This window comes from Micromonospora sp. WMMD734, assembly GCF_049178975.1.
GTDB classification, from domain to species: domain Bacteria; phylum Actinomycetota; class Actinomycetes; order Mycobacteriales; family Micromonosporaceae; genus Micromonospora; species Micromonospora wenchangensis.
In genome coordinates, this window is sequence record NZ_JBMHMK010000001.1 from 3,293,558 (window position 1) to 3,305,898 (window position 12,341).

Below are 12,341 nucleotides of genomic sequence, written 5' to 3' on the forward strand. Positions count from 1 at the left end.
GTACCCCCGTCGCGTGTCGACGGCCCGGTGCCGTCGCGGTGCTGTCATGGTCACACCGGGCGAGGTAATAGTCAATAAACCTTACTGTTACTGTCTGGCGTCGGTCGGGGCGACGTGCCACAGTGCGGGGATGGACCTGCCGCCGCTCGCCGACGCCACCTCGCCTGCCGACATCCCCGGCGTACGCCTGCTCGGTCTGGTGGTCGGCGGGTTGCTGCTGCTGGCCGCCATCCGGGCCATGTTCGGCCGCCGCTGAGATCGACCGCCGCTGAGATCGACCGCCGCCGACCGACTGATCCCGCACCGGCCGGGGTACCGGTAGCGGGACGTCACGCCGCACCCGGCGGCGCGCCCAGCGAGGGGGCACGATGAGGATCGGCTATTTCCTGTCCAGCGAGGAGTTCACCCCGGCGCAACTGCTGGAGCAGGCCCGGGCCGCCGAACGGGCCGGCTTCCAGGCACTGTGGATCTCCGACCACTACCACCCGTGGACGGACGCCCAGGGGCAGAGTCCCTTCGTCTGGTCCGTCATCGGGGCGCTGAGCCAGGTCACCACGCTGCCGGTGAGCACCGCGGTGACCTGCCCGACGGTCCGCATCCACCCGGCGGTGCTGGCACAGGCGGCGGCGACCAGCGCGGTCATGCACGCCGGCCGGTTCGTCCTCGGCGTCGGCACCGGCGAGGCACTCAACGAGCACATCCTCGGCGACGCCTGGCCACAGACCGACGTCCGGCTGGAGATGCTGGAGGAGGCCGTGGCGGTGATGCGGGAACTGTGGCGGGGCGACTTCGTCAACCACCACGGCCGGCACTACACGGTGGAGCACGCCCGCGTCTACACGCTGCCCGACGCACCCCCGCCGGTGTACGTCTCCGGCTTCGGCCCCAAGGCCGTCGACCTGGCCGCCCGGATCGGCGACGGCTACGTCAGCATGATGCCCGACGGCGACCTGGTCAGCCGGTTCCGGGACAACGGCGGCGGCGACAAGCCGTGCCAGGCCGGCTTCAAGGCCGCGTACGCCGACACCGAGGACGAGGGCGCGCGGATCGCGTACGAGACGTGGCCCAACGCCGGAGTGCCCGGCGAGCTGTCCCAGGTGCTGCCCTCCCCCAGGCACTTCGAGCAGGCGGCCCAACTGGTCACACCGGACCAGGTGCGGCAGGGCTTCGTCTGCGGCAACAGCGCCGACGCCCACCTGGAGATGATCGACAGGTACGCCAAGGCCGGCTTCGACGAGGTCTACGTGGGCAACGCCGGTCCGCACTGGCAGGGACTGTTCGACCTGTACCAGCGCGAGGTGCTCCCCCACCTGCGCTGAACCCGTCCGCGCCGACCACGGGTCACCGGCGCACCCCGCCGACGGTGACCCGTGGTCGATCGCGTGTGTGCACCCGGTCACCGCGCCTGACCTGCGACGTACCGGCCGGCGTGCGTGATGTGTCCGATCCGGTGGGAGCGGTTTCGCCACCGGTCCACCCGGGTACCTCCGGCCCTCGATGAAGCTGTCCATGCACTCGACGACGTTGCGCCGCGCGGCGCGCAGCCTGTTCGGCTGGAAAGCGCTGCGGCCCAACCAGCTCGCCGCCATGCGTGCGGTGATGAAACGACGCGACGCCCTGGTGGTGCTCCCCACCGGAGCCGGCAAGTCGGCGATCTACCAGATCCCGGCGAGCCTGATCCCCGGGCCGACGGTGGTGATCTCGCCCCTGCTGGCCCTCCAGCAGGACCAGATCGCCGCGCTCAACGAACGCCAGCGCCCCGAGCTGCGCGCCGTGCGGATCAGCTCCGACGAGAGCGCCGCCCAGCAGGCCCAGGCGATCGACGACGTTCGGCAGGGGCGGGCGGAGTTCCTCTTCATCACCCCGGAGGCGCTGAGCAACCCCGACCGGATGGCCGAGGTGAAGTCGCTGGCACCGGCGCTGGTGGCGATCGACGAGGCGCACTGCATCTCGGCGTGGGGGCACGACTTCCGCCCCGACTACCTGGCGCTGGGCCACCTGATCGACGGTCTGGGCCGTCCGCCGGTGGTGGCACTGACCGCCACCGCCTCCCCACCGGTACGCGACGACATCATCGCCCGGCTGCGGCTGCGCGACCCCGAGGTGGTGGTCTCCGGGCTGGACCGGCCGAACCTGTTCGTCGAGGTCGCCTACTGCCCCACCGACGACTACCGGTGGCGGCGGCTGATCGCGCTGCTGCGCGACGACGAGCGGCCGGGCATCATCTACGTGCCGACCCGCCGGGCCGCCGAGGAGCTGGCCGAGCGGCTGACCACCGCCGGGTTCCCGGCGGAGTACTACCACGGTGGGATGCCCACCGCCGCCCGGCACGGGCTGCACGAGGCGTTCCTCGCCGACCAGGTGCCGATCATGGTGGCGACCTCGGCGTTCGGCATGGGCATCGACAAGCCGAACATCGCCTGGGTGGTGCACATGGCGCTGCCCGACTCGCCGGACAGCTACTTCCAGGAGATCGGCCGGGCCGGGCGCGACGGTGCGCCGGCCCGGGTGCTGCTGCTGTGGCGGGCCGAGGACGTCGGCCTGCAACGCTACTTCTCCGGCGGCCTGCCCGACGAGACCGAACTGCGGGACCTGGCCGCGCTGCTGCGCCGCCGGGCGACGACGAAGAAGGCGCTGCGCGAGGCGACCGGCCTCGGGCCGCGCAAGCTCGGGCAGTACCTGGCCCTGCTGGAGCAGATCGGGGCGGCCGAACCCCGGGCCGGGCAGAAGATCGGCGCGCCGCGCTACTCCCCCACCCCGGCGGAGGCGGGCGCGGCGGCCCTGGCCGAGGCCGAACGGCAGCAGACGGTGACCCGCTCGCGTACCGACATGATGCGCGCCTTCGCCGAGACCACCGGGTGCCGGGGGCAGGTGCTGCTGGCCTACTTCGGCGAGCAGATGTCGCAGGTCTGCGGGCACTGCGACAACTGCCACGCCGGCACTAGCGTGGCAAGCGACGGCGCGGTCGGTCCGTTCCCGGTGCACAGCCAGGTGCGGCACCCGGAGTGGGGACCCGGGCTGGTGCTCAACTACGAGGAGGACCGGATGACGGTGCTCTTCGACGAGGTGGGTTACAAGACGCTCTCCGTACGCGTGGTGTCCGAACAGGGCCTGCTGACGCTGGACTAGCCTGACCCGGGCGACCGCCGGGGGCGGTGCCCGCAGTGCAACGATCGAGAGGGGCTCAGTCGTGATCGAACAGCCGGCGTACACCGGGTTCGGGTTCTCCGACGAGGAGTGGGGGCTGCTGGTCGGCCTGCCGCAGTCGGTCCTGACCGCGGCCAGCGCCGCCGAGTCGGACGGTGCCCGGCGCACCCGCGCCGAGAACGCGGCCGGGCTGGAGACCATCGCCGCCGGCCGGGAGTCGGCCAGCCCGCTCGTCGCCGCCGTCGCCGGGGAGATCGTCTCCCGGGTGGGCGACCCGGAGGCCGGCGAGGAACTGCCGATGATCTCGCCGGCCGACCCGCAGGCGCTCATCGACGACGTGCTGGTCCGGGCCGGACAGGCGACCACCCTGCTGGCCGGGAAGGTCGACGAGGGCGAGGCCGGGGCGTACCGGCACTGGCTGGTGGAGATCGCCGACCAGGTGGTCGGGGCGGCGTCCAGCGGGGGGCTGCTCGGCATCGGCGGCGACCAGGTCAGCGACTCGGAGCGCAAGTTCCGCGACCGCCTCTCCCAGGTCCTCAACGACTGACGTCAACCCACGGCCGACGGGCCGGGCCAGCCTGACGGCGGCCCGGCCCGCGCTGTAGTCCGTGCCAATGTTCACGCATTGGTCAACGCCCACGGCGGGTTTTGCGCGGTGTCCGGCGTCCACCCATGGCAAATGCGATCTGGTCGAGAGTGGTCCTCGCGTGCTCCGTATAAGGGTGTTGCTGACCAAGGGTGGTTCGCAGTTTCCGATGCGCTGCTTCAGCGAATCGACGAGCGGAAATCAACTGCCCGCGCCGCCCCAATAATTGGGCGAGATTCACCATGCCCGAAAGCGTATCAGGATGATCATCGCCGAGGATCCGTACACGTCGCCGATACATATCCTCCGCAACCTCCAACGCCCGCCCAAACTCCCCCACACCACCCAACGCGACAGCCAAATTACTCGCACACTTCAACGTGTCAGGATGATCCTCACCCAAAACCCGAACCAGCCGCCCATACACATCCTCCGCAACCTCCAACGCCCGCCCAAACTCCCCCACCCTACCTAAAGAAATGGCCAAATTACCCGCAGACATCAACGCGCCAGGATGATCCTCACCCAAAACCCGAACCCGCCGCCCATACACATCCTCCGCAACCTCCAACGCCCGCCCAAACTCTCCCATATCACCCAACGCGACAGCCAAATTACTCGCACACGTCAACGTGTCAGGATGATCCTCACCCAAAACCCGAACCCGCCGCCCATACACATCCTCCGCAACCTCCAACGCCCGCCCAAACTCCCCCACCCTACCTAAAGAACCGGCTAAAATACTCGCAGACGTCAACGCGTCAGGATGATCCTCACCCAAAACCCGAACCAGCCGCCCATACACATCCTCCGCAACCTCCAACGCCCGCCCAAACTCCCCCACCCTACCTAAAGAACCGGCCAAATTACTCGCAGACGTCAACGCGTCAGGATGATCCTCACCCAAAACCCGAACCCGCCGCCCATACACATCTTCATTGATTTCGAGCGCCCGCTGATGGTTCCCGAGAGCACTCTGAACTACCGCAAGGTCGGAGGCAGTGCGAAGGGTATCGGGATGATCATGGCCGAGAATGCTGATCTGGCGGGTGAGGGTGTCGTCGATCAGAGGACGAAGCCGGTCGAACTGGCCCAGGTCGCGGTAGGCCCAGACCAGCTCGGTGGCAGCGCGCAGAGTGTCCACATGATCTGGGCCGTATCGCTTCTTCCACTCCTGGTAGAGGTTGTCGGCCAGTTGCTGGGCGGGGCGGCTGTCGCCCCTGCAGAGCAGGTAGACAATGGCATCCCGGGACCGGAGGCGAAGATCGGGGTTGTCGGTGTGCGCGGGATCCGCTGCCAGCAGGTGGGGCAGGATCATGCTCCACTGCGGCCAGGTTGCAGTGTCCCGGGGATCACCTGGGTCGACGGTGCCGAGCGCCGCCTCGATGCGCACCCGCAGCTCGGCGGCAACGGTGGGATCGATCTGGTCCCGGACGATCGCCTGGACCAGTCGATGGAGGGTGATCGTCCCTAGTTCGACCCGGGCCAGCCCAGAGGCACCGACGGCACTGATGGAACGCTGGCGCTGGAGCGGCTTGTCAACGATCTGCGCCAGCGGTGCGAGGATCTCCAGGTGCAGGTCGGCATGCCGGGCGATGGTGATGACGAGGTCGGTCGGCACCGGCTCGGGTGCCAGGAACGCACACAGATGGAGGACGGCGAGCGCGGCGGGATCCCTGGCCCCCAGTCCCGCGGTGCTCAGGGTGGCAGCCGCCGCCAGGGAATGCGGATAACCTGCCGGCTGCCCCTCGTCGAGCACCGCGAGCGTCTCCTCTCGGAGCACCTGCCGGTACTCGGTGACCGACATGCCGAACTCGGCCAGGTAGCTCGCCGCCTGCGCCAGCGCCAAGGGCAGGTCACCCAGGTCCTCGGCGAGGTGACCGGCCTCCATCGCGCTGATCCTGGCAAGGCGCAGCGTCAGCAGTTCCACCGCCTCTGTGCGGGGAAGGACGTCCAGCTCCAGGGTCCGGGCGAGCTGTCCCCAGGCCGTGGTGCGGGAGGTGACGAGCACATGCCCCTCGCCGTCCGGCACCCAGGGGCGGAGGTCGTCGGGTTTCTCCGCGTTGTCGAAGATCAGCAGCCAACGGTCCCGGCTTCGGAGGAACTCCTTGACCTTGCTTTGGGCGATCACGCTATCCACCTGGGCGTCGAGCACACCCAGCGCGATCCCGAGCGCGCTGAACTGCTCACCGATGGCCCCGGACTGCTCCGCCGAGATCCACCACACGACGTCGTAGTCGGCCCGGTGCCGGTACGCGTACTCCAGGGCCAACTGGGTCTTGCCGACCCCACCGAGGCCGTGGATCGCCTGCACGCCCGCAGCGCCACCGGATGACAGCCGGGTCCGCAGCTCGGCCAGTTCGCTCCCCCGACCGGCGAAGTTCGGATCCCGGGGCCGGAGGTTCCACACCGGCGACGGCCGGTCCGCTGCGGCGGCGGGCCGATCGGTGGCGGGCCGGGGATCGGGTACGCCGCTGGTGTTGATGTTGACCTGAACGCCGCTGCCCACCACGACACTCGTACCGTGCCCCTCGGTCAGTACCCGCTGCGTCACCGGCGGTGGATCGTCATCCGATCCGCGACTGCGTGCCGGCTCGGTCGCTGGACCGTCGGACGACTCAGTCATCGGCGCGCGCCTGCGCGGTGCCGAACGTGTTCACCTGGCTGCCGTGGCCCAGCACCGCCTGCCGCGCGTTGCCGGAGGCGGTGACATGCTGCACCACGTGACCGGCCGAGCGGACCCCGGCGCTCGCCGCGACCTGCCGTACCAGCGCCTCCAGTTCGGCGGCGGCAGTCGGTTGCTCGATCAGCAGGTCCTCTAGCCGGCCCGCCCACAGCGCCTCGTGCTGTGCACGCACCCGGTCGCCGTCCGCGCCCGCCGTCTCCACCGCACCACGGGTCCGCTCCAACTGTTGCGTCACCGCGTCCTCTCTCGCCCGGTCACCCCGGCCGAGCAACCGCACGAAGCCGGTTTTCGCCAGCACCCACGCGTCCTGGGCCACCGCGCCCACCAGTGCCGCACCACCGGCTCCCGCCAACGCGAGCAGTTCCTCCGCCGCCATCACAGCCCCCTGATCGGTCGCCACATGCCCAACCCATAGGAATATCGCAACCTGTCGACGCCAGACACCCTGGACGGACGGACGCCGCCCCGGAGTCGGGAGACCGACATCGAAAACCATCCAAAAGGCCAATAACGCCTCCCGAGAGCAGGCCGGAAACCGTCGCCCTTCTTCAACGACGTGGCGGACGTCCAGCGGTCGCCACGGCACCGCAGAGGGGACAGCGACCGTCGGGCGCGGATCGTTCGGCGCGGCGGGCGGCGAGGATCAGTCGGTTGCGGATCTGGGCCAGGGACAGGAACGGCGCGGTCATGCTCAGGTCACCCGGAGGGTGGCGGCGAGCTGGATGATCGCGGCTGAAGCCCGTGGGTCGTGGGCCAACTGGGCGAGCACCGATCGGGCGGTAGGCCGGTGGCGCACCTCGGCGGGGGCAGCGTGCTCGGCGGCTATGAGGGCGCGGCTGGCGTTGGCCGAGTCGCCGGTGCGCAGGTAGGCGCGGGCGGCGGCGAGCAGGTGCCCGGCGCGGTGTTCCGCCGGTAGCCACCGCCAGCCGTCGCAGGCGAGGGCCTTCTCGTGCCAGGCCACCGCTGCACCGGCATCGCCCAGATCCAGAGCGGCGACGACCCGGGCCAGGTCCACCGCGACCGGCCCGAAGGCGGTCCGATAGTGGTCGTGGCCGTCGCCGACCCGGGCCGCCATCTCGGCGGCCTCGTCGAGCAGGTCGGCCGTGGCGTGATCGTCGCCGTCTCGGGCTGCGGACAACGCGGCCTCAATGACCAGGGCACCGCACAGCGACAGCACCGGGACGCGCCCGTCGTCGAGGTCGGGTGGAGCGATCCGGTACGCGGCGGCCAGCGCCGTGGACCTCGCCGCCCGGGCCCGCCCCGAAGCGCGGAGCACCCGGCCAAGTTGCACGGCAGCGGTGGCCACCAGCACCGCATCACCGGCCGCGATGGTCATCGCCCGATCGGCAGCCAACCACGCCAGTTCTCCTTCATCCAGCTTGACCAGCAGTGACGCGGTGACCCGATACGCCTCCACCAGCACCGACCGCCCCGCCACCGGATCATCCGCGTACGCACGCTGCGCGGCGATCACCAGACCCGGGAGCAGCCCGGTCACCTGCGGGTAGCGGGCGTGCTGGAACATGCCCCAGGCGTGGGCGACGTCTCGTGCCAGCCGACCGGCCGACAGCACCTGGCCCCGCACTGTCGAACGACCCACCGCGATGTCGTACGTCGACAACGCTTCGCGGACCCGCTCCACCGCCTCCACCGGACCGGGCACGTCGGCCGGCCGGAGGTCCCCGCCGAGCAGCACACCCGGATCGATACACAGCACAGCGGCGATGTCCTGGAGCGTGGACACCTTGTCCAGGGTCCGGACACCCCGCTCGACCTTGTCCACCCAACTCTTCGACTTACCCAACCGGTCGGCGAACACCTGCTGCGACAACCCACGCCGCCCCCGCCAGTGCGCCACCCGCCGACCCACCGGCAACAGCTCACTGCTGTCCACGCCGCCACCGCCGATCCGGCACCGCCCGCGTCGTCTCCTCCACCGGAATCCGCTCCGCCTCGGCCTGCGCGAGCAGCCGCCGCCGCGCCGCCTCCCGCTCGACCGCCTGAATCCGCTCGCCCCGACTCTCGCCCGGATCACGTTCTTCGTCGCCCACCTGCGTCCCCTTCGCATGGGCGCGGCGGTACGGACTGAAGCTGCCGCCGCGCACGATCAGCGGCACAGCGACGGCCGGTCACCAGACCAACGAGGCGTCACCACACCGTGATCACGACGCTACGGAGCGCACGCGCAAGGGTTGGAACGCTTACGCACCACCCACGGGCAGGCTCATCCGTTCGCAGAGGCCCCGCAGCTCGGGCGAGGTCGCCCCCTTACGCAGCAACGACCGTGCCGTCTCCCGGGCGGCGACCGACGAGCGGGCATGTTGCGGCCCGATCCGCTCCGCAGCGAGCAGCATCCGTACGGCGTCACGATCCCGACCGGTAGCCTCGGCCGCGCGGCTCATGTCGAGCCAGAAGTACACCTGACGCACCGCCGGCAGACCCGCCAGCTCCACACCCGCCGCCGTCCGCATCGCCGCTTCCGGGCGACCCGTGTCGAGCTGGAACGCCATCGTCCACAGGGCCACGTTCCGTGGACCCCACACGAGATCCCAACTCTCGGTCTCCCCGGTGTGCGCGGCGATCCGCGCGGCCTCGGCGAGATGATCCTCGGCACCGGCCCGGTCCCGCAGACCGGCGAGATGGTGCGCCCGCGCCAGGTGCAGGAACCCCAGCACGTCCAACGCGCCATCGGCAGCGCTACCCGCAAGATCGGCAGCCGCCGCGTCACACCACGCGCGGGCCGGCCCGTAGGCCCCGGAGTAGGCCGACACCCGCGCCCGGTTGGCCGCCGCCACCCCGATCGCCACCCCGTCGTCGAGCAACCCGGCAGCCTCGGCGCAACGCTCCGCAGCCAGCCAGGCATGGGCCGGATAGCTCACGTTCAGCAACGACCCCATGGCCACGCCGTACACCGGCACCATCTCCGACAACGCGGCCCGCCGGTCCACCAGGGCGTGCATCGCCGGGACGAGATCCACCAGCCGCCGCAACGCGCCCGCGTAATCGCACCGCCCGTACAGTCCGCGCACCAGCGCCGCCTCACCGCGCACCTGTTCGAGCGTCGCCGTCGCGGCGGAGCGCCTGGTCAACGGGGTGTCCATCATGATCCGCCAGACCCGCTCGGCATCAATGCGGGCCGCGTCGAGCTGCCGGTCAGCCGGCGTGTACGCCTGACCCGTCAGGTCGACCACCGAACACTCCAGGGCCGCCGCCAGATCCACCACCATGTACCGGTCGGTGCGCTGCAGCCCCCGCTCGATACGCGACCACGACGTATGGGAGATGCCCGCCCGACTGGCCGCATACCGCACGCTCCAACCACGCAACTCCCGGCGAGCACGAATACGATCACCGATCGACGGATCGTCAGGAATAGAGCGACGAGGCATCAGCACACTCCCCCGGTGACACGAGATCCCCACCGGCCGGAACCGACAGGCTGCCACCACGGAACGTACACCCGCACCACCGGATGCGTGACACCCCGCGCCGGCCGCCGGCCGGCGCTCAAGAACGATGCCGAGCGAGCGCGAGTCAGTTGATCGACTCAATGTCGCCGATGGACTGGTATCCCCGGCGCTCCCATGCCGCTATTTCCGCGAAACAGCGGCATCTGCGCACCCCGCGTGCGCACCCGACCCTCCGGGCGTGGGGTCTTCGTCCAGAATGGAGGGGAAGTGCCCGCCGACGGGGAGGCCGGACATGGTGCACCGCACAGTGATCGACACCGAACAACTGCCGCCGACGGAACGGTTCGGGATGTGGCTCGACCTGGTCGCCCGGACCGCCGCGCCGCTGCGCATCCGCTCCGACCACCAACACGACTTCCGGGCCCGCGCCGAGTTCGTCGAGCTGGGCCCGATCCGGCTGGTGCGCTACCGCTACCCGTCGCTTGCGGCGGTCCGCACCCCCAAGCTGGTCCGCCGCACCGAGGTGGACTTCCACATGCTCGCCCTCACCACCAACGGCACCGGCATCGCCGGGCAGGCCGGGCGGGAGAGCCGGCTCGGGGCCGGTGAGTTCACCTTCTACGACGGTTCCCGGCCGCACGAGGTGAGCCACCTCGGCGACGGCAACGGCGCGGAGCACGCCGCCTCGATCGTCGCCCTGGTCCCGTACGGGGCGCTCCCGCTCACCCCGGACCAGCTCGCCCCGCTGCTGGCCGGCCGGATGTCGGCCAGCGAGGGGGTCGGCGCGCTGGTCGCCCAGTACCTGACCCGGATCACCAGCCATCCGGAGCAGTACCAGCAGGCCGACGCCGAGCGGCTGGGCGGGGTGGCACTGGACCTGATCGCCACCATGCTCGGCCGGTACCTGGTCGCCGAGGACGAGATGCCCCGCGAGGTACGCCGCCGGGCACTGCTCGCCCAGGTGCAGGCGTACGTCCAGCGGTGCCTCGGTGACGCCGGGCTGACCCCGGCCACCATCGCCGAGGCACACCACATCTCGGTACGCAGCCTGCACCGGCTCTTCGAGGAGGAGCACGCCACGGTGGCGTCGTACATCAGGCAGCTGCGGTTGGAGCGGTGCCGGCGGGACCTGGCCGACCCGACGCTGGCCCACCGGCCGGTGCAGGCCGTCGCCGCCCGCTGGGGCTTCCGGGACAAGGCGCACTTCAGCCGGGCCTTCCGGGCCGCCCACCAGCTCACCCCCCAGGCGTACCGGGAACTGCACCTGCAACAGGCACGGATCGTCAACAGCACGGCGTCCGCAGTCAACCCGGGACCGACATACTGACCGTGGGCCGGCGGTCACCCGACCGCCCGGCCCGACGGTAACGGGGGACCGCGGCGTGGCGTCCGTGACCCAGGCGGGTCACGGACGGCCGCCCGGTGCCGCAGCCCGTCCGGCACACGACCGCCGTCGCCCGGATGGCTCCCCGGCCGCACCGGCCCCGGCCCCGTCGCGCCTTCCCCCCAGGAACAGCGGCGGGGTCGGTCAGGTCTCCGCCAGCAGCTCCAGCACCGACCGTTCGACCTGCTCACGCGGGGCGTCGGCGGGCACCGGCAGCACCACGCCCTCGTGGTAGAGGTCGACCACCCGGGGGTCCACGTACGAGGTCCGGGCCACCGTGGGGGTGTTGCCGAGCAGGTCGGCCACCGCCCGCATCACCCCGGCCACCGCCCGGCGACGGGCCGTCACCGAACGCTGGGTCCCCACGGTCGCCAGTTCGGTGGCCGCCCGGACGGTGGCGTGCCAGGTGCGGAAGTCCTTCGCGGTCATCTCGCCGCCGCTGGCGTCGCGCAGGTAGCCGTTGACCTCGTCGCTGCGCACATCCCGCCAGACCCGCCCGTCCCAGTAGCCGAAGAGGCGTTCCTCGGTACGCCGACGCCGCCGCAGGGTGGTCAGCACCTGGCACAGCTGCGGGTCCTCGATCCGGCGGACCTGTTCGACGCCGCCCTTGGCCGGGAACTCGAACACCACGCAGCCGCCCCGGGACCGGGCGTGCTCCGGGCGCAGGGTGGACACGCCGAAGGTGGCGTCCTCCCCGACGGCGTACTGCTCGTTGCCGACCCGGAAGGCGCCCATGTCGAGCAGCCGGACGACGGTGGCCAGCACCCGGTCCCGGTTCAGCCCCCGCCCGGCCAGGTCACCGGCGATCCGGTCGCGCAGGGTCGGCAGCCGGCGGGCCACCTCCAGCACGTGGTCGAACTTCGCCTCGTCGCGCTTGCGCCGCCACTGCGGGTGGTAGAGGTACTGCCGGCGTCCGGCGGCGTCGGTGCCGGTGGCCAGGATGTGCCCGTTGGGGTACGGCGCGATCCACACGTCGGACCAGGCCGGCGGGATCACCAGCTCGCCCAGCCAGGCAAGCGTGTCCGGGTCCCGCACCCGCTCACCGTGCCGGTCCAGGAAGGTCCAGCCCTTGCCGCGCCGGCGACGCCCGTACCCCGCCCGACCCGGATCACTGCGCCGTAGTCGCAC

At 71.0% G+C, this 12,341-nt stretch carries 11 protein-coding genes; 5 read left to right on the forward strand and 6 right to left on the reverse strand.

Features of this window, described 5'->3' with window-relative positions; translation table 11 throughout:
• Nucleotides 1–130 precede the first annotated feature (130 nt).
• From ACN267_RS13990 to ACN267_RS14005, 4 genes are all read left to right on the forward strand, one after another.
• A complete protein-coding gene (locus ACN267_RS13990; RefSeq protein WP_255470159.1) occupies nucleotides 131–256 on the forward strand; it encodes a hypothetical protein in 126 nt (41 codons plus the stop codon).
• Nucleotides 257–368: 112 nt separating this feature from the next.
• Entirely contained in the window at nucleotides 369–1,319 is a 951-nt protein-coding gene (locus tag ACN267_RS13995; RefSeq protein ID WP_204961314.1) for a TIGR03557 family F420-dependent LLM class oxidoreductase, read from the forward strand.
• 178 nt (nucleotides 1,320–1,497) lie between these two features.
• Nucleotides 1,498–3,129: a RecQ family ATP-dependent DNA helicase gene (locus tag ACN267_RS14000; protein ID WP_204961313.1), complete on the forward strand. Its 1,632-nt coding sequence runs from the start codon at nucleotides 1,498–1,500 to the stop codon at nucleotides 3,127–3,129.
• A 61-nt stretch (nucleotides 3,130–3,190) separates the two neighbouring features.
• Nucleotides 3,191–3,694 carry a hypothetical protein gene (locus ACN267_RS14005; protein ID WP_421488863.1) on the forward strand — a complete coding sequence of 168 codons (504 nt, stop codon included), beginning with the start codon at nucleotides 3,191–3,193 and terminating at the stop codon, nucleotides 3,692–3,694.
• An 82-nt stretch (nucleotides 3,695–3,776) separates the two neighbouring features.
• Here the strand turns inward: ACN267_RS14005 and fxsT are convergent, their stop codons facing one another.
• The 5 genes from fxsT to ACN267_RS14030 all read right to left on the reverse strand — a co-directional run bounded on the left by fxsT (nucleotide 3,777) and on the right by ACN267_RS14030 (nucleotide 9,775).
• Nucleotides 3,777–6,287: an FxSxx-COOH system tetratricopeptide repeat protein gene (gene fxsT / locus ACN267_RS14010; protein ID WP_421488864.1), complete on the reverse strand. Its 2,511-nt coding sequence runs from the start codon at nucleotides 6,285–6,287 to the stop codon at nucleotides 3,777–3,779.
• Nucleotides 6,288–6,351: 64 nt separating this feature from the next.
• Nucleotides 6,352–6,795: a hypothetical protein gene (locus ACN267_RS14015; RefSeq protein ID WP_421488865.1), complete on the reverse strand. Its 444-nt coding sequence runs from the start codon at nucleotides 6,793–6,795 to the stop codon at nucleotides 6,352–6,354.
• Nucleotides 6,796–7,110: 315 nt separating this feature from the next.
• The gene (locus ACN267_RS14020; RefSeq protein WP_421488866.1) at nucleotides 7,111–8,313 is read right to left on the reverse strand and encodes a helix-turn-helix domain-containing protein; all 1,203 of its coding nucleotides are present in this window, start codon (nucleotides 8,311–8,313) and stop codon (nucleotides 7,111–7,113) included.
• A complete protein-coding gene (locus ACN267_RS14025; RefSeq protein WP_421488867.1) occupies nucleotides 8,300–8,536 on the reverse strand; it encodes a hypothetical protein in 237 nt (78 codons plus the stop codon). The genes ACN267_RS14020 and ACN267_RS14025 overlap by 14 nt, the downstream gene beginning before the upstream one ends.
• Before the next feature lie 84 nt (nucleotides 8,537–8,620).
• On the reverse strand, nucleotides 8,621–9,775 hold the full coding sequence (locus ACN267_RS14030) for a helix-turn-helix domain-containing protein (protein WP_281903127.1): 1,155 nt from the start codon (nucleotides 9,773–9,775) through the stop codon (nucleotides 8,621–8,623).
• 346 nt (nucleotides 9,776–10,121) lie between these two features.
• Between ACN267_RS14030 and ACN267_RS14035 the strand changes: the two genes are divergently transcribed.
• Nucleotides 10,122–11,156, forward strand: a complete 1,035-nt coding sequence (locus tag ACN267_RS14035; RefSeq protein ID WP_421488868.1) for a helix-turn-helix domain-containing protein — start codon at nucleotides 10,122–10,124, stop codon at nucleotides 11,154–11,156.
• 201 nt (nucleotides 11,157–11,357) lie between these two features.
• Here ACN267_RS14035 and ACN267_RS14040 read toward each other — a convergent pair whose 3' ends face one another.
• Nucleotides 11,358–12,341: a DNA topoisomerase IB gene (locus ACN267_RS14040; RefSeq protein WP_204961307.1), complete on the reverse strand. Its 984-nt coding sequence runs from the start codon at nucleotides 12,339–12,341 to the stop codon at nucleotides 11,358–11,360.